Origin of the sequence: Shewanella sp. Iso12 (assembly GCF_012030025.1) — a bacterium.
Classification (GTDB): Bacteria; Pseudomonadota; Gammaproteobacteria; order Enterobacterales; family Shewanellaceae; genus Shewanella; species Shewanella algae.
This window is the reverse complement of sequence record NZ_JAAUHW010000010.1, coordinates 40,760-57,666: the sequence shown is the minus strand read 5'-3', so window position 1 is coordinate 57,666 and position 16,907 is coordinate 40,760. Positions and strand designations below refer to the sequence as shown.

The 16,907-nt window shown below is 53.0% G+C and carries 14 protein-coding genes, 1 tRNA gene and 1 pseudogene; 8 read left to right on the top strand and 8 right to left on the bottom strand.

Annotated features, from left to right (window positions below; all coding sequences use genetic code 11):
* Positions 1-35: 35 nt before the first annotated feature.
* On the bottom strand, positions 36-275 hold the full coding sequence (locus HCX89_RS15985) for a hypothetical protein (RefSeq protein WP_093981636.1): 240 nt from the start codon (positions 273-275) through the stop codon (positions 36-38).
* A gap of 286 nt (positions 276-561) precedes the next feature.
* Between HCX89_RS15985 and HCX89_RS15980 the strand changes: the two genes are divergently transcribed.
* On the top strand, positions 562-1,536 hold the full coding sequence (locus tag HCX89_RS15980) for a ribonuclease T (RefSeq protein ID WP_167716668.1): 975 nt from the start codon (positions 562-564) through the stop codon (positions 1,534-1,536).
* A 4-nt stretch (positions 1,537-1,540) separates the two neighbouring features.
* Here the strand turns inward: HCX89_RS15980 and HCX89_RS15975 are convergent, their stop codons facing one another.
* The 6 genes from HCX89_RS15975 to plsB form a co-directional block, all read right to left on the bottom strand.
* A complete protein-coding gene (locus HCX89_RS15975) occupies positions 1,541-2,338 on the bottom strand; it encodes a VOC family protein (RefSeq protein WP_054745303.1) in 798 nt (265 codons plus the stop codon).
* 391 nt (positions 2,339-2,729) lie between these two features.
* Positions 2,730-3,806: a PepSY domain-containing protein gene (locus HCX89_RS15970; protein WP_101058671.1), complete on the bottom strand. Its 1,077-nt coding sequence runs from the start codon at positions 3,804-3,806 to the stop codon at positions 2,730-2,732.
* Between the two features lie 15 nt (positions 3,807-3,821).
* Positions 3,822-5,894 carry a TonB-dependent siderophore receptor gene (locus tag HCX89_RS15965; protein WP_025888198.1) on the bottom strand — a complete coding sequence of 691 codons (2,073 nt, stop codon included), beginning with the start codon at positions 5,892-5,894 and terminating at the stop codon, positions 3,822-3,824.
* A gap of 166 nt (positions 5,895-6,060) precedes the next feature.
* Positions 6,061-6,134 (bottom strand) — tRNA-Gly (locus HCX89_RS15960).
* Between the two features lie 98 nt (positions 6,135-6,232).
* Positions 6,233-7,480, bottom strand: a complete 1,248-nt coding sequence (gene mtr, locus HCX89_RS15955; RefSeq protein WP_044733430.1) for a tryptophan permease — start codon at positions 7,478-7,480, stop codon at positions 6,233-6,235.
* Positions 7,480-9,906 (bottom strand): glycerol-3-phosphate 1-O-acyltransferase PlsB, encoded by a 2,427-nt coding sequence (gene plsB / locus HCX89_RS15950; RefSeq protein ID WP_062793573.1) that lies wholly within the window; start codon positions 9,904-9,906, stop codon positions 7,480-7,482. Before plsB ends, mtr begins: the two co-directional genes overlap by 1 nt.
* Before the next feature lie 266 nt (positions 9,907-10,172).
* Between plsB and lexA the strand changes: the two genes are divergently transcribed.
* From lexA to HCX89_RS15920, 6 genes and pseudogenes are all read left to right on the top strand, one after another.
* The gene (gene lexA, locus HCX89_RS15945; protein WP_025010814.1) at positions 10,173-10,793 is read left to right on the top strand and encodes a transcriptional repressor LexA; all 621 of its coding nucleotides are present in this window, start codon (positions 10,173-10,175) and stop codon (positions 10,791-10,793) included.
* Positions 10,790-11,281, top strand: coding sequence for a cell division inhibitor SulA (locus HCX89_RS15940; protein ID WP_037475197.1), 492 nt, complete (start codon positions 10,790-10,792; stop codon positions 11,279-11,281). The genes lexA and HCX89_RS15940 overlap by 4 nt, the downstream gene beginning before the upstream one ends.
* A gap of 489 nt (positions 11,282-11,770) precedes the next feature.
* Positions 11,771-12,865 (top strand): annotated as a pseudogene (coxB, locus tag HCX89_RS15935) (cytochrome c oxidase subunit II); the annotation flags it as partial.
* A 24-nt stretch (positions 12,866-12,889) separates the two neighbouring features.
* The gene (gene ctaD / locus HCX89_RS15930) at positions 12,890-14,500 is read left to right on the top strand and encodes a cytochrome c oxidase subunit I (RefSeq protein ID WP_025010816.1); all 1,611 of its coding nucleotides are present in this window, start codon (positions 12,890-12,892) and stop codon (positions 14,498-14,500) included.
* Position 14,501: 1 nt separating this feature from the next.
* A complete protein-coding gene (locus tag HCX89_RS15925; RefSeq protein ID WP_025010817.1) occupies positions 14,502-15,065 on the top strand; it encodes a cytochrome c oxidase assembly protein in 564 nt (187 codons plus the stop codon).
* A complete protein-coding gene (locus HCX89_RS15920) occupies positions 15,062-15,937 on the top strand; it encodes a cytochrome c oxidase subunit 3 (protein ID WP_025888193.1) in 876 nt (291 codons plus the stop codon). The genes HCX89_RS15925 and HCX89_RS15920 overlap by 4 nt, the downstream gene beginning before the upstream one ends.
* On the opposite strand, the gene HCX89_RS15915 is transcribed toward HCX89_RS15920, so the two are convergent.
* Entirely contained in the window at positions 15,934-16,152 is a 219-nt protein-coding gene (locus HCX89_RS15915; protein WP_025010819.1) for a DUF2909 family protein, read from the bottom strand. The genes HCX89_RS15920 and HCX89_RS15915 overlap by 4 nt on opposite strands.
* Between HCX89_RS15915 and HCX89_RS15910 the strand changes: the two genes are divergently transcribed.
* Positions 16,124-16,870: an SURF1 family protein gene (locus HCX89_RS15910; protein WP_096142454.1), complete on the top strand. Its 747-nt coding sequence runs from the start codon at positions 16,124-16,126 to the stop codon at positions 16,868-16,870. The two genes, HCX89_RS15915 and HCX89_RS15910, sit on opposite strands and share 29 nt — an antisense overlap.
* Positions 16,871-16,907: the final 37 nt, after the last annotated feature.

Here is a 16,907-nt window from a genome sequence, read left to right as displayed (position 1 = left end):
TGAATGCCAGTGGTGCAAGCCACTGGCATCCATACTCACTCCTGCGAAAGCACTCTTCCCTTACTTAGCATCTCTTCCGCTTCCTGGCGTTCTTGCTCCCTTTGTGCCTGGGTGGTACATCTTCTGATCGGCATTCTTGAACCCGTCACTGTGACTTTTTCACAGCGATAACCGTCACTGCGCTCCACATCTGCTTGAGCCTGCTGCGTTTCATTAGTACTGCTGCAAGCACCCAGACAAAGCACCATAACCGCCGCGGGAATACATCCTTTCATTAACTTTTTCCTGTAAAATTCTGCTGTCATTGCCAAACTACACAATTAATCGACAAGCAACAATTACGTTTCATTTGACCAACAATGACAAAGATACAAATTGGCGCGGCTTATTCGTTGCCAAAGCATCGACTATTTCGGCTATGGCGCGTTTTATCTGAATCTTGGCCCCAAAACCAAAGATCCATTTCTTAACATAAGTTGCGCGTCAAACCGGCATGGATACAAAGTGTCACATGGCAAAACTAAAATCCGCATGATGACAGTTTCACCCAAGAGGAATCTTATGACCCGCTTACTGATACTACTGCTGTGGCTGTTGCCTGTAGGCATAATGGCTGCACCATTTTCCGGTGAGTTGCTGATAGACAAGGCTTGTCCGCTGTTTCAATCGAAGAACAAGGGCACTAACCCCGGGCAGCTTTACAGCAGCCCAGGGCAGAGACTGGTGATAGTTGAGCGCCTCGGCCAAGACTCTCCCTCTTGGTTCAGGGTCAAGACCTCGGCGGTGCAATCACCACTGCGCTGGATTGCCGCCGATTGTGGCCAACTGCAAGCAGGCGCATTGCCTACTGAACCTCAAACCAAAAACGCCTGCAACCTGGCCGACAAATACGATAGCCATCTGCTGGCTCTGTCGTGGCAAAACGCCTTTTGCGAGTCAAGAGGTTCAAGTAAGGCCGAATGTCGCAGCCAGAGCGCCGATCGCTTCGATGCCAATCATTTCAGCTTGCACGGCTTATGGCCCAATAAGCGTTCCTGCGGTATCAGCTATGGCTATTGCGGCAAGGTCAAACACAAGCCCGATAACTTCTGCGATTATCCCGCCATTGAGTTGAGTGAAGCCTTATCCCAACGCCTGGGGCGCGTGATGCCCAGTCACGCCTATGGCAGCTGCCTGGAGCGGCACGAATGGTGGAAACACGGCAGCTGCCGGGATGAAAGTGCCGAAGCTTATTTCTCATTGGCACTCAGGCTAACGGCAGAGGTGAATCAGGCAACGCCCTTGCTTAATCTGCTGCAGCAAAATATCGGCACAAAAATAGCGACCGCTGCTTTGAGACAAGCGTTTCAGCAGAGCTTCGGCCCAGAGAGCGGCCACAAGCTGAGTCTTAAATGCCACCAGGGCATGCTGACCGAAATTCAACTCAGCCTTCCAGCCAAGATAGATAACAGCAACCTGAAGGCGCTGCTGGAGCAGGCGCCCAGAATTGCCCCAGGCAACTGTGGCAACTATATGCTCATCGATGCCGCCAACTGAGAGATTAGAGTGCCATTGTCAGGCGAATAATGCTGAATACAGCTCCCTGTGGGTCGTTGATCACCGCAAAGCGCCCCACATTGGGAATATCTGTTGGCGGCACACAAACCTTGCCGCCCAGTTCGGCCGCCCGACTGGCCATCACATCACAATCATCAACACTGAAATAGATCATCCAGTGGGGCGGCACATCGCCCCACTGCTCTGTCATTTCCAGCATGCCGCCAATGCCTTCATCACAACTCTCGCCATTGAGTAACCATTCTGTGTATTCAAAGTCGGCAGCGTTCTCACTGCGGCGCATCTGCCAGTTGAACACCTTGGGATAAAAAGTTTTGGCCAGTTCGGATTGCCGACAGGCGAGCTCTACCCAGCACAGAGTATTGGCTTCCCATTTACGTCCGGCACCAGGATGTTCGACACCTTGCCAAACCGAAAAATGGGCCCCTTCCGGGTCAGTAAACAGGGCCATTTTACCTGCGCTGCCAACTTCATGAGGGCCCATCAGAAGCTGGCCTCCGGCGGAGCTGACAGCTTCGATACACGCATTAATATCCTCCACCGCGAAATAAACCGCCCAGTGGCTGGGAACACCCTGCTGCTGCAATTCGGCGGGCAATTGATACATGGCACCTATATCCTCATGGGCCTGCTGCAACATGGTATAGGCGCCTTCCGGCATGGGGATATCTTCGGCCTGCCAACCAAAGAGTCGACAATAAAAGTGCTTGGCACTATTCCAGTCCTGCGTCCCCAACTCGACCCAGCAGGGTTCACCATGTCTGTATGCTGTAATCTTCATTACCGATTCCCTTTCAATGTGAAGCTGTGGAGGCTGACCAAGGTCGGTTCCGTTTAAGGTAAACGCTAACAGAAATTATACCAAGCTGTATAGAAAGTGTTCGGCGAGAGGAAAGGGTTAAGCCGTAAAGATGTAAAAAAAGCCGTAGTCTGTTAGTTGGCATAAGCTTCTCCCTGTCACTCCTCCCTGAGCGACGCAGTGTGCCAACTAACAGACTACGGCGGAACAATGAGACTCGATATCTCGTGCGTAAAAAGGATGCAAAAGGGGAATGGACCAAGCCCACTTTGCAGACTCGATACTAAAGAAAGCCCCCTAGGGGGCCTATCAGACAAATCCCAAGGGGGCTTGGATTTATTCCCAACGAAGGGAGACTTTTTGGTGTCACGCCTTATCGGCGGGCTGTTCGCTTACGGCCCCGCACCCGGCTGCGCCACATCCAAAAACCGGACAGCGCCATCAAGCAGGGCAAGAAACCCAACAGACACCAAAGAATTCGGGTTGTCAGGCCACCAAAAGTGCCGTAGTGCAATGGTCTGAAACTATCGACAAACTGGTATAGCGTCCCGGCAGTACGGACATCAAAACTGCTGCTGAGCTTGCCGGTCTGATCGTCGAAACTGATGATGGAACCAAAACGGCTGCGCAGTGGCCCCTTGTTATTTTGATGACCAAAGAAGTGCACTCCCGGATAACTGGGGTCGGGTAAGCGTACATAGGTAGCGACAAACCCGGGCAACGCTTCTTGGGTGGCGGCCAGCATGGCATCAAAATCCAACTCTGCATTGTAGTAGCGCTTGGTCAGCACAAACTGGCTGTCGTCGTGGCCTCCGAACTCTTCATCAATGAAGTGATCTATGTTCCACCAGGCTCCGGTAAACCCCAGAATAAGGAAAACCGGCACACCGAGAATTCCCAACATTTTGTGGCCATCACTGAGCAGCAGGCGTAAGCCGCGGCCAAACCTCAGGGTAAACAGAGTGCGCCAAAAATGGCGATGCAGAACTATGCCGCTGAGCCCAAGCAGGATCAGCAGCACCGACACCAGTGCCGACAAGAGTAATCCCGCATGATCCAGCAGCAAGGTATAGTGCAGTTCAAGCAGCCAGTCGGTCAGCATATGTGTCATGGACATGGGCGGGCTGAGCAGTTGCCCCGTGGCGGGATCCAACCACAGCTTTTGCCACTCATAGCTGCCCATCTTGGCAACATAGAGACTATCGGCTTCCCCATTGGCGGCAAACTCCCAACCGAGTATTTCATGCTCAGGCAGAGCCTGATCCGCATGCTTCAGCAGTTGTCCGAAGCCCAGCCGGGAATCGGCGCTGGCCAGCACCTGTTCAGGGCTAAGCCAGGCATCCAATTCGGCCTTGAACACCAATAGGCTGCCACTGAGCGCTATGATAAACAGCGGCACAGCGACAATCAGCCCCAGCAGCCCATGCCATTTCCACAGGAATCTACGCATAACAGCAGGACTTCCTTACCAGTGAACACTCAGACTGAGCTTGAACTGACGCCCCTCGCCAGGCATAACCCGCAATAAGCTGTCAGAGCCGGAATAGTAATCTTCGTCCAGCAGATTGGTGACGATGAACTTGAGATCATAATCATCCCAGCTGTAGCCCAGATTGAGATCCACCAGAGTGTAAGCCGGCAGGAAGAAATCATCACCACTGTTCAATACCGACTGGGCGTTGCCCTGCTGCTTACCGTAGTGATTCACCCCGGCCGCCATACTCATGCCGGAAAGCACACCCTCATCTATGTTGTATTTGAGCCAGCCGCCCAAGGCATAACGGGGCACATTGGCAACCCAGTTGTCGTATTCGGCGTCCACCGCATGGGTATAAGCCGCATGACCGATAAACTGCAGCGAGTCGCTGACCAACCACTGCATGTCCAGTTCAGCCCCTTTACTGTTGAGTTCTCCGGAAGCTAGATAGGTAAAGTTACCACCTACGTCCACATTGGCGATGGCGATATTTTTCTTGGTCAGATCATAGAGTGACAAGGTAGCATTGAGATCGCCATCGAGCGCCTTGGCCTTGAGGCCAACTTCCCACTGACTGCCCTCTTCCGGATCCAGCACTTTGCCATTGGTATCGACATAGGACTGAGGCGTGAAGGCTTCCGAGTAGCTGGCGAAGGCAACCCAATCGTCGTTGAAGGCGTAACTCAGCCCAGCTCGTGGACTGAGCTTATTCTCATATTCATCCACAGATGCTTGCTTGTATCTGTCGACCCTGGCCCCCAGCGTCATGCTCCAGTGGTCACCCCAGTCGATTTGATCCTGGAAATAGAAGCCGAAGATACGGTTTTCCACTTCTGATTCAGGGCCAAAGTTATTGAGTTCCTGATCCGGGAATACGCTGTAATCCGGATTATAGAGATTGATCACCGGGTACTGGCTGCCGAGGGCGCTGCGGGTCTTGAGATCCGACAGGAAAATATCCAACCCTGTGGTAAAGGTATGCTCTGTATCCCCGAGATAGAAACTGCCATTAAAGCCACTGTCTATTGCCCATGTCTGCCACTGGGTTTGATAGCTGAACTTGTACAGTGTCATGTCACCGCTGGTTGCATCATAGCTGCTGGGATAATAGAGGTTATTCCAGTCGCTGGAGGCATCCTGATACCTGAGGTTCTGACGAAAACTGATGTTATCCGTCAGTTGATAGCGAAACTCATAGCCTATTCGGTAGGTTTCATCCTCTATGGTGCCGGGATCCTTGATATTACCGTAGAAGAGTTCTGAAGGCAGTTGCCCAAGCTCGGATGGCAACACTGTCCCCTGGGCAGGTAGTGGCATTCCGGGTTGATTGCTGTCCTTGGTGTAGCTGGTCAACAGGGTCAACATGGCTTTGTCACTCAGCTCGAAAGTGACGGATGGTGCAATAAAGACTCTATCCTGGCCATCGACATAATCCGTCTCATTGGCACCTTCCCGGTAGGTCAGCCCCAAACGACCATAGATATTGCCTTCTTCATTCAGCACTTGGTTGAGATCGGCATTCACTTCACGATAGTCGTTGCTGCCAAGGCGTAAATCCAGATTGCCAAAGTCGCTACCGGTTGGCCTCTTGGTGACCAGGTTCACCATACCGGCTATGGCTCCAGAACCATAGAGGGTGGACGACGGGCCCTTCATCACTTCCAGAGTTTCCAGGTTGGATTGCTCGACGTTGGCCCCCAAGCCGTTATCATTCAGCCTGAGACCATCCAGATAGATCTCTTTCGAAGCATCGAAGCCGCGGATCCGGAAATAGTCATATCCCTTGTAATAACCACCAGGTTGCACCCCGGCAACGTTCTTAAGCGAATCCTGCAGTAACACGGCGCCCTGCTCGTCGAGGAAATTCTTCGACAATATCTGAATATTCTGCGGTGCCTTGAGCAGATTGAAATCACCCTTGGTAGTGGATGGGGAGGTGGCCTTTGTGGTCACGATAATCCTTTCGATACTGGTATCGGCGGCTTCCTCTGCACTCACTGCACTTGCCGACATCAGTGCCACAGTCAGCCCCGAGAGTATCGGTAAGCTGGATCTGGACATGGATTGAGATTTCCTTGGTTGAATGAATCAGCGCACGATACTAACACCAATGATAACGATTTGCGTTAACTTTAATGAGACAAACGTCAGTTAAGTGTAAAGTCGCCAAAAGGCTCACAAAGATACAAAAAGTAACAAAGGTAATCACAAGAAGGATGGGCGATTTTGGAGCGGGTGATGGGAATCGAACCCACGTATGCAGCTTGGGAAGCTGCCGTTCTACCATTGAACTACACCCGCACGAAATACTCGGCGTGGACGGTATAAATTACTGACTTTTATAGTCTTGTCAAGGTGGGGCTCTCCCATTCCCTTGAAAAAGAGAGCCGCTCCTCACTTCAGGAATACTTGGGTAACATGCCGGCCATGGCCAACAGATGACAGGCGGCCGTCAGCACCCCAAACAGCACTACTATGGCTATCAAAGGCGTACCACCCGGTACGCGAAAACCCGGGTTATCGGCAAACCGTTGCCTCGAGCGCCAAGCCATCAAGGCCGGCACTATTACAGCCCAAACCGTGGCCGCCAAGGCAGCGAAGCCAATGGCTACCAGGAAGCCATCTGGAAACAGCATACCTAGCAGAGTCGGAGGCAGAAAAGTCACCAGGGCGGTCTTGACCCTGCCGCTGCGACTGTCGTCAAAACCAAACAGATCTGCCAGATAGTCAAACAAACCCAAGGTTACCCCAAGGAATGAAGACGCCACGGCCAGATTGGCAAACAGGGTGAGCATGGTGTTGAGCAGCGAGTTATCCATCACCTTGGACAAGGCGCCGACCAATACCCCCATATTGCCGCCCTGGGCAATAATGGCGCCGAATTCACCGCGGGAAATATTACCCATGGTTGCCACCAGCCAACACAGGTAGATAGCCAAGGCGATAAAGGTACCAACAAAAATCGCCTTGATTATGGTGCCCGGCTGTTTGCCGTAATATTTCACCAAAGACGGCACATTGCCGTGGTAACCAAAACTGGCCAGGCCGAAAGGAATGGCCGCCCACAGATATGAGCCATAGCTGCTCTCGCCATTAGGTAGCAGTAGCTTACTGGTATCAACGCCGATCAACAGATTGCCTATCGCCAGAAAGAAGCTGATGATCATCCCTCCCAACATTATGGTGGTGATCCGATCCACGGCCTTGGTGCTGATAAGCACCACCAGCGCCAGCACCAGGGCAAACACCAAGGCGGCAAAACTCTGCGGCAGGCTGATATCCATACCTTCCAGGCTATGATTGACTATGGAGCCGCCGCCACTGATATAGGCGTAAGTGAGAATATAGAGCACGAAGGTTATCGAAGCGCCGTTAAGCACCCGCCAAAACTGCCCCAGGGTCTCCTTGGTGAGGGTGTCAAAGCTGGCGCCAGGCTCAAAATGCAGGTTGGTTTCCAGCAGCAGCAGCCCGGACATGAACATGCAGAACCACACCCCCAGCAGCATAAGCACAGAGTAGCCAAACCACATGCCGGCGCCTTCTACCGGCAGGGAAAACATCCCGGCACCGACTGTGGTCCCGGCGATGATCATGGCGCCGCCCAGCAAAGACGCCTTGGCAGGCGCCGCATTCATATGATTGGCCATCAGGCCTCCTGTTCGGCGGCGACGCTGTCGACTATGGTTTGCTTGACCTGTGGACGCAGCAGCTGGTTGGCATAATCCCGGGTTCGCTCTATATCATGGCGGGTATCTTCCTTGGTGAGATACCCCAGCTCTTTGAGCTTGATACTCAAGATGCCGTAGAGTTTCTTGTCGTAAAACTCGGGGGCTGTAATCCCATGCAGCGCGCCCAGACGACTGGCCAATTTATGGCTTTCGCGCTCCAAATCGCCACGCTCAATACCTGGGTGAGCGGCCAGCAAGTTAAGGATGATGGCGTAGCGCTGCAGGGTTTCGCTCATGGTTTCAGCCAGCAGCGCCAGCGGATTTATCCCGGCTTCCAGCACCCGGAAACCATCGGCTTCTTCGGCGACCAAACCTTTGGCAATGAAACGATCCAGCAGCTGATCGGCATAAGCACTGACATCGGCCTTACCCATAAACAGCTCGGCCTGCAGCAGAGGGTAGAAATCCTCAAGCACCGCCTGCATCTGAGCTCGGCTGCACTGCTCCAGGCGCACCAGGCAGCTGGCCAGCAAAGAAGGCACCATAAACAGGTGAATGATGTTGTTGCGATAGTAAGTCATGGTTACCGCGATCGACTCGTCGATTGAGATGATATCGCCCAGTTCATCTTCCTGAACCGTGAACTTATTCAGCTCCAGACCTTGTTGCAGCAACTGCTTACCGTCGCCCTCAGCGACAGAAGTATACTGGGTATATGGCACTTCCTTGAGCAGATCCAGATACAAGTCCAACTGACGTTCCAACTGGCTTCGCTCCAGCGCATTCTGCTCTGATGACAAGAGTACCAGGCTGGTAAGAGTCACGGCGCTGGCTGCTGCGGCATCGTTGATATGAGTCATCACCCTATTGGCCAGAGTATTAACCGCCGGGGTCAGCCAGCTGGGTTTCTGCTCGGGATCGGCCGCCACTTCTTCGCGCCAGTTGGGCGCCGCTTCACTGAGGAAATTCTGCAGCGTCACAGGCTCACCAAAGTTCACATAACCCTGACCGAAATTGCCCAGCTTACGCAAGGCGCCAACCACCTGCCAAACAGATTCTTTCTGCTTCTTCTTGCCGCTGAGTTCTTTGTGGTAAGTGGCCACTTCCATGACATGGTCGTAGCCCAGGTACACGGGCACCAGAGTCACCGGCCGTTCAATGCCTCGCAGCACAGAGTTGACTGTCATCGCCAGCATTCCTGTCTTGGGTGACAACAGCCGCCCGGTACGGGAGCGGCCACCTTCGGTGAAGTATTCAACCGAATAGCCTTTGGCAAACAGCTGATCCAGATACTCGCGGAACACAGCGGTATAGAGCTTGTTACCGTTGAAGCTGCGGCGGATGAAGAAAGCACCACCACGGCGGAACATGGGCCCGGCGGGCCAGAAGTTCAAGTTGATACCGGCGGCTATGTGGGGCGGAACCATACCCTGAAAATAGAGAATATAGGAGAGCAGCAGGTAATCCATATGACTGCGGTGGCAAGGCACATAAACTATCTCATGGCCATCGTGGTGCAGCTGGCGTATCTGCTCGGCGCCCTTGATGTTGATCCCCTTGTAGAGCTTGTTCCACAACCAGGTGAGGATCCGCTCGGCAATACGCACCAGGCTGTCTGAATAGTGGGCGGCAATCTCATCGAGATATTCTTCCGCCATCTCCCGGGCTCTGGCCTCGGGGATCTTCTTGGCAGCGGCCTCTTCTTTAATCGCCTTTTTCAGCGTTTCCGAGCGCAGCAACTCATTGAACAGAGCCTGACGGTTGGGCAGCACGGGTCCTGTCATCACCTTGCGTTGCCGGCGGAAATGTACCCTGGCCACCCGTGACAACTTATGGGCAATAGCCTTGTCGGTCCCATGTTCATCGGCCATCAGCCGCAACGACACGGCATTGGAAAACTGCACAAAGTTGTCGCGCCCCAGAAACAGGATCATCAGAAACTTGCGCAGCCAAGTGGGATTTTCCCGCTCAAATACGGCGGCACGCATGCTGTCATCTTCCTTACCAGGAGTGCGGCCCCAATAGAGGCTCACTGGCACCAATTGAATATCCAGTTGTGGATTGGCCTGATGCAGGTTCAGCAGAGAAGTGAAACAGCTGAGAAATGGCTTGTTGCTCTTGCGCTTGCCGAATAGGGGCTTGGCTCCTTCCAGGCAGACGACTCGGGGAACGGTAATATCATCAACCTTGAGTGCCTCATAAGGACAAGGCAAACCAAACTTACGGGTGACTTCCGCCAATGCCGCAATATCACTGACAGATTCCGTCTTCATTACATAGGCCATCGGCTTAGCCGGATCCAGGTTCAAATCGGCGAAAGGATCCTGAGGCACCACAGTGGTATGCACCAGCTTGCTTTGGAGCCAGCGAAGAGATTTAAACCAGAATGAATCTTGTTTGGACATGTTTTTTTCAGTGTCTGAGCCACAATCAATAGCCCAATAGAATACCAGAATTTCCTGAACCTTAGCTAGGGAAGGTGCGAACCGGCCCCGGCAGTTCCTCTGGCCAATGCCTTGAACTCCCCATGCTGCATGGGCCAAGCCGTTAAAACCAAAGCACCGAATGGCTTACTTAGCCACTCCCTAAAAGTTTCAGTTTTGGTTAATACTTGCACTGATAAAAATACTGTATATACTAACAGGTACTGTATGAAAAAACAGGAATCACCATGAGACCACTGACACCGCGCCAGGCACAGATTCTGGAACTGATTAAACGCAATATAGCCGACACCGGCATGCCGCCAACCCGGGCCGAAATTGCCACCCGGCTGGGCTTCAAGAGCGCCAATGCCGCCGAGGAACACCTCAAGGCATTGGCCAAGAAAGGCTGTATTGAGATCATGCCAGGCACCTCTCGTGGTATTCGCCTGCCTCATGATGAACAAGCGGAGTCAGAAACAGGCTTGCCCCTGATTGGTCAGGTTGCCGCCGGTGAACCCATACTGGCTCAGGAACACGTTGAGCAGTATTACCAGGTCGACCCTGGCATGTTCCACCCCAATGCCGACTTTCTGCTACGGGTACGCGGCGACAGCATGAAGAACATAGGTATTCTCGAAGGTGATCTCCTGGCGGTTCACAAGGTACAGGAAGCCCGTAACGGTCAAGTCGTGGTGGCCAGGGTTGAAGACGATGTAACTGTGAAACGCTTTGAAAAGAAAGGTAATGTGGTTTATCTACATGCCGAGAACGAGGCTTACTCCCCAATAAAAGTCGACCTGACTTTCCAGCCATTGACCATTGAAGGACTGGCGGTAGGGATAATACGCAATGGAGACTGGCTATGAGCATAATGACTGGCAACGCCCCAAGACACCCAGGCCTGTGGACAGACACCGGTATTGCCGGCAATCAGCCTTGGCAACATACCGGTATCTCCAGCTTGGCCAGCCATAGCCAGGGACGTCAGGAATTATTGCGCCTCTGCCCTCAATTGGCGCAATTGAGTCAACAGGGACGCTGGATAGTCTTGATTAACGCCCCGGCCAGCATAGGTTACAAAGAAACCTTAGCAAGGGCCGGTGTCAGAATGGATAGAGTACTCTTGGTGCGCACCAAGGATGAAGTAGAAGCCTTGTGGGCAACGGAAAGAGCCCTGACCAACGGCACCTCCAGTGCAGTGATCAGTTGGATAGACAGCCTGGATGCCCGTGATAACCGCCGATTGCAGCTGGTCGCCCGTAACGCCAGAGCCATGGGCATAGTGTTGGAAACGGGACAGCAGGCGAAAGAGGTGGATAACCACCTCAACGAACTTACCCACTCCATCCATTGATTGTGTTTAAAGGCCATCCCTGGGATGGCCTTTTTTCTGTGCCTTTTTGGTGCAATGCCTTCCCCTGTCAATCGGCGGCAAACCGCGCAGCTCTGCTACTCACACAGAATTCACCTCTGGATTAACAGACGCTTTTTTTTCATATAGTTAGAAAACATCGTGATCTTGATCAATATTTAATCTACAAGTAATGTAAGAACAACGATTGTGTTATCTCCATGCAATTCGTCGTAGGTTGACCGCCCCATTTCGATTCATAGCGAGTGGTGCCGTCGCCGGAAATGCTGAGTATATTCAGCGGTAAGTGCAACAGTGGTCACCACCTGTATACCTAGAGCTAAGTGAAACCGCCGCCGCACTTTGAAGTCATCGTTGCTTTTTTGGGAACTGAAGAGTTTGCATAGAGCAAAGACTTACTGTGTGACTCTTCTTTGTAGTTGCGAATGCAATTGACAGAGGAGATGTCTTGTGAAGCAATGGCTGTGTGTTTTGCTGACCTTGTTGTGCGTCAGCTTGTTGTCTCCAGGCGCTCAGGCAGATATGCCCTTGAATATGACTCAAGGGGTAACTGAGATCAGTGGCAAGGTGTATCACCTGCACATGATCATTCTTTATATCTGTTGCGCCATAGGTTTGGTCGTATTCGGCGTGATGATCTACGCCATGATCAACCATAGGAAGTCCAAAGGGGCAGTCGCGTCCCAATTCCATGAAAGTACCAAGGTAGAAATTGCCTGGACGCTTATCCCCTTTTTAATCCTGATCCTGATGGCAATCCCCGCAACCAAAACGCTGATTGCCATGGAAGATCCCAGTGATGCCGACCTGACGGTCAAGATCACCGGCTCGCAATGGAAATGGCACTACAGCTATTTCGGCGAAGACATCGACTTCTTCAGCATATTGGCAACGCCGAGATCCCAGATAGAAGGCCAGGAAGCCAAGGGCGAGCACTACTTACTTGAAGTCGACAAGCCTTTGGTATTGCCCATCAATCGCAAAGTCCGATTCCTGATGACCTCAGATGATGTGATCCACTCCTGGTGGGTGCCCGCCTTTGCCGTCAAAAAAGACGCCAATCCCGGTTTTATTAACGAAGCCTGGACCCGGGTGGACAAACCGGGGATCTACCGCGGCCAATGTGCCGAGCTTTGCGGTAAAGACCACGGCTTTATGCCGATTGTGGTGAAGGTACTGGCAGAAGATGAGTTTGACGCCTGGATGGCGGAACAGAAACAAGCCGCGGCTACGGCCGCCGAAGAAGCTCAGGCGGCCCTCAGTGAGACCATGAGCCATGATGAGGCCATGGCGCTTGGCGAACAGATCTATATGGCGCGTTGCGCCGCCTGTCATCAGCCCAACGGCGCCGGACTTCAAGGGGTGTTCCCGGCGCTCAAGGGCAGTGCTATTGCCATAGGCCCAATCGCTGCCCATCTGGACATAGTGATCCATGGCAAGACAGGCACCGCCATGCAGGCCTTCGGCAAACAGATAACCGCCAAGGAACTGGCTGCTGTGGTGACCTATGAGCGTAATGCCTGGGGCAATAATACAGGCGACACTGTGCAAGCCGCCGACGTCAATAACCACGGGCAGTAGGGGGAGAAGATGAACTCATTCAGTCAAGATGCCGAAGCCGGCGTTCAGGAAATCGCTGAACAGGAACACCAGCATCATCACGCCCCCAAGGGGATCATGCGCTGGTTGCTGACCACCAACCATAAAGACATAGGCACACTCTATCTCTGGTTCAGCTTCATCATGTTCCTGATAGGGGGCGCCATGGCCATGGTGATCCGTGCTGAGCTATTCCAGCCCGGATTGCAACTGGTCGAACCCAACTTCTTTAACCAAATGACCACAGTTCATGGCCTTATCATGGTTTTTGGCGCCGTGATGCCGGCCTTTACCGGTCTGGCCAACTGGTTGATCCCCATGATGATAGGTGCGCCGGATATGGCGCTGCCGAGGATGAACAACTGGAGCTTCTGGATTTTGCCCTTCGCCTTCCTGATCCTGCTTAGCTCATTGTTTATGGAAGGTGGCGGCCCCAATTTTGGCTGGACCTTCTATGCCCCATTGTCGACAACTTATAGCGCCGACAGTACAGCCTTGTTTGTTTTTTCAATACATATCATGGGGATAAGCTCAATTATGGGGGCTATCAACGTGATAGTCACCATAGTGAATCTGCGCGCACCTGGCATGAACTGGATGAAGCTGCCCCTGTTCGTCTGGACCTGGCTTATCACCGCCTTCCTTCTGATAGCCGTTATGCCGGTATTAGCCGGGGCTGTGACCATGGTACTCACAGACAAATTCTTCGGCACCAGCTTCTTCGATGCCGCCGGCGGCGGAGATCCTGTGATGTTCCAGCATATTTTCTGGTTCTTCGGCCACCCCGAGGTGTACATAATGATATTGCCGTCATTCGGCATCATCTCGGCCATCATTCCGGCATTCAGTCGCAAGCCTTTGTTTGGCTACGCCTCAATGGTCTACGCCACCGCCAGCATCGCGATCCTCTCCTTCCTGGTGTGGGCACATCACATGTTCACCACAGGTATGCCTGTCTTTGCCGAACTCTTCTTTATGTACTGCACCATGCTGATTGCCGTGCCAACCGGGGTCAAGGTATTCAACTGGGTTGCCACCATGTGGCGGGGATCCATCAGCTTTGAAGCCCCTATGATGTTCGCTTGTGCCTTTATTATTCTCTTCACCATAGGCGGCTTCTCCGGCCTGATGTTGGCAATCACCCCAGCCGACTTCCAATACCATGACACTTACTTTGTGGTTGCCCATTTTCATTATGTGCTGGTCACCGGCGCCATCTTCTCCATCATGGCCGCCGCCTATTACTGGCTACCCAAGTGGACCGGGCATATGTACAGCGAGACCTTGGCCAAGTGGCATTTCTGGTGCTCGGTCATTTCGGTCAATGTGTTGTTCTTCCCGATGCATTTCCTCGGGCTGGCCGGTATGCCCAGACGCATCCCCGACTACTCGGTGCAGTTTGCCGATGTCAATCAGATTGTCTCCATTGGCGGTTTTGCCTTTGGCCTGTCACAGCTGATATTTCTGGTACTGGTGATCAAGTGTATTCGTGGTGGCGCCCAGGCTCCGGCCAAACCTTGGGAAGGAGCCCAGGGGCTTGAGTGGACACTCCCAAGTCCGGCGCCTTATCACACCTTCAGCACTCCGCCGGAGATTAAGTGATATGACAGACTCCCGCCCCGACAACCGTAAACTGGTACGCCTGCTGCTGCTTGGCGCCGTAGCCATGTTCGGCTTCGGCTTTGCCCTGGTGCCGCTCTATGACGTGCTTTGTCAGCAGTTGGGGATCAATGGCAAGACCAACACCAGCGCCGCCACTTATAGTGCCCAAGTGGATAACAGCCGCTTGGTCACTGTGGAGTTTATCTCTCAGGTGGCCAAGGGAATGCCGTGGGAGTTCAAGCCGGAAGTGACCCGTATCAAGGTGCATCCCGGCCAGTTGACCCATACCCGCTTTCTGGCCCGCAACCTGTCACACCAATACAAGATAGGTCAGGCAATCCCTTCCGTTTCACCGGGACAAGGCGCCGCCTACTTCAATAAAACCGAGTGCTTCTGTTTCAATCAGCAGCCGCTGGCTGCCGATGCCAGTGCCGAGCTGCCGCTGGTGTTTTACGTGGATCCGGACCTGCCGGACTCCATCAGCACTCTGACCCTCTCTTACACCCTCTATGACATCACGGATAGACAGATATCCGATGCCCTGGAGCAAGGAGCAGCGAAATGACCAGTAAACATGAACACTATTATGTTCCGGCTCAAAGCGCCTGGCCGATTGTCGGCGCATTGGGGCTTTTCCTTATCGCCTATGGTGCCGGTACTTATGTATCCCAGCTCAAGTCTGACGGTGGCCACGGCAGTTACGTACTGCTGGCAGGAATTGCCGTCATTCTGTTCATGCTGATTGGCTGGTTCAGAAACGTGATCCATGAATCCATGAGTGGTCTCTATTCGCCACAGATGGACAGGTCATTTCGTCAGGGAATGAGTTGGTTCATCTTCTCTGAGGTGATGTTCTTTGCGGCCTTTTTCGGCGCCCTCTTCTATGCCCGTATGGTGGCCGTGCCTTGGTTGGGTGGCGCATCCAACAATGCCATGACCAACGAAGTGCTCTGGCCTGGATTCAGCGCAGGCTGGCCCTTACTGAAAACCCCGGACGGCACTGAAACCCAAGCCATGGGTTGGAATGGTTTACCTCTTTTCAACACCATTATTCTACTCACCTCCTCTATTACCCTGCACTTTGCCCACCTGGGGTTAGAGAAAGGCAAACGCACCGCCTTAACCCTCTGGCTTGGACTCACCATCTTGCTGGGACTGGCCTTTCTAATCTTGCAGGGAGAGGAATATGTCCATGCCTACACTGAGCTGGGGCTGACGCTGCAGTCCGGTGTCTATGGCAACACCTTCTTCCTGCTGACAGGTTTCCACGGTATGCATGTGACTCTGGGCACGCTATTCCTGTTGGTGCTGTTTTTCAGGGTTTTAAAGGGGCACTTCAGCGCTGAGCGTCACTTTGCCTTTCAGGCCGGCAGCTGGTATTGGCACTTTGTCGACGTGGTGTGGCTATGCCTGTTTGTTTTTGTGTACGTGCTTTAGTAAGGCCGGGGATTAGGGGAAATAATCCCCAGCGCCAATGCCAGCAGCAACAAAAGAACCACCAGCGCCGAAAACAACACCCGGCGGCCAAGAAAACGGCTCATGGGAACAGATGAATCGCCGCGCACCATGATCCACAGGGCGCGACCAAGGTTGAAAATGATGAACAGCAGTAGCAGTACCAATATGACTTTAAAGAAAAAACTGACTGACATTCACTCTCCCATCCCTTGGGGGCGTTACCTTGCACTGTTATTTACTTTGGGGCTGTTTCTACTCATGGTCAAGCTGGGATTCTGGCAACTGCAGCGCGCTGAAGAAAAGCAACTATTGGCTCAGGAGATTGCTGCCAAAGCAGATGCGGGGCCAAGCAGTTTTTCAGCTCTGCTGAGGCAAGACCCTGGCAGCCGGCTCACAGGGCAGAAACTGCAGCTGAGTGCCAATGTATTGAGCGGTAAGCAATTGCTGCTGGACAACCAGGTGTACCAAGGACGAGTGGGCTACCTGTTGCTGCAACCTCTGCAAGTTGAGCCGGAGCAACCCTGGTTATTGCTGGAGCTGGGGTTTATCCCAGCTCCAGAAAAACGCAGTGAACTGCCAGAGATATTGCCATTACCGCCACGCCTCACCCTCGAAGGCCGATTGTGGCAAAAGGGCAGTAACCCACTGAGCCAGGAGCTCTTGGCCGAAGCCGGTTGGCCCAAGCGAATACAGAATCTCAACTGGTCACAGCTCGAACACTTGCTTGGGCACAAACTGATTCCGGCCGTGTTGCAGCCGGTTCAGCTGGAAGGTGTGGACTTGCCAAGACCCTGGCAGCCATTGCCCATGCCGGCTGAAAAACACTTGGGTTATGCCCTGCAGTGGTTTTCCATGGCTGCCGCCCTGTTGTTACTGCTTGTCTGGTGGCGCTGGAAACTGAATCGACACTAACCATAGGGCGAGCTGAATTCAGAACGCCCAATTACAG

Excerpts from the sequence above, each read along its gene's own strand:
- HCX89_RS15980 (WP_167716668.1), top strand. The coding sequence starts at position 562 with ATGACCCGCTTACTGATACTACTGCTGTGGCTGTTGCCTGTAGGCATA.
- ctaD (WP_025010816.1), top strand. The coding sequence starts at position 12,890 with ATGAACTCATTCAGTCAAGATGCCGAAGCCGGCGTTCAGGAAATCGCT.
- lexA (WP_025010814.1), top strand. The coding sequence starts at position 10,173 with ATGAGACCACTGACACCGCGCCAGGCACAGATTCTGGAACTGATTAAA.
- mtr (WP_044733430.1), bottom strand. The coding sequence starts at position 7,480 with ATGGCCAATCATATGAATGCGGCGCCTGCCAAGGCGTCTTTGCTGGGC.
- HCX89_RS15910 (WP_096142454.1), top strand. The coding sequence starts at position 16,124 with ATGACTTTAAAGAAAAAACTGACTGACATTCACTCTCCCATCCCTTGG.
- HCX89_RS15970 (WP_101058671.1), bottom strand. The coding sequence starts at position 3,806 with ATGCGTAGATTCCTGTGGAAATGGCATGGGCTGCTGGGGCTGATTGTC.
- HCX89_RS15940 (WP_037475197.1), top strand. The coding sequence starts at position 10,790 with ATGAGCATAATGACTGGCAACGCCCCAAGACACCCAGGCCTGTGGACA.
- HCX89_RS15985 (WP_093981636.1), bottom strand. The coding sequence starts at position 275 with ATGAAAGGATGTATTCCCGCGGCGGTTATGGTGCTTTGTCTGGGTGCT.
- HCX89_RS15920 (WP_025888193.1), top strand. The coding sequence starts at position 15,062 with ATGACCAGTAAACATGAACACTATTATGTTCCGGCTCAAAGCGCCTGG.
- plsB (WP_062793573.1), bottom strand. The coding sequence starts at position 9,906 with ATGTCCAAACAAGATTCATTCTGGTTTAAATCTCTTCGCTGGCTCCAA.
- HCX89_RS15965 (WP_025888198.1), bottom strand. The coding sequence starts at position 5,894 with ATGTCCAGATCCAGCTTACCGATACTCTCGGGGCTGACTGTGGCACTG.
- HCX89_RS15975 (WP_054745303.1), bottom strand. The coding sequence starts at position 2,338 with ATGAAGATTACAGCATACAGACATGGTGAACCCTGCTGGGTCGAGTTG.
- HCX89_RS15925 (WP_025010817.1), top strand. The coding sequence starts at position 14,502 with ATGACAGACTCCCGCCCCGACAACCGTAAACTGGTACGCCTGCTGCTG.
- HCX89_RS15915 (WP_025010819.1), bottom strand. The coding sequence starts at position 16,152 with ATGTCAGTCAGTTTTTTCTTTAAAGTCATATTGGTACTGCTACTGCTG.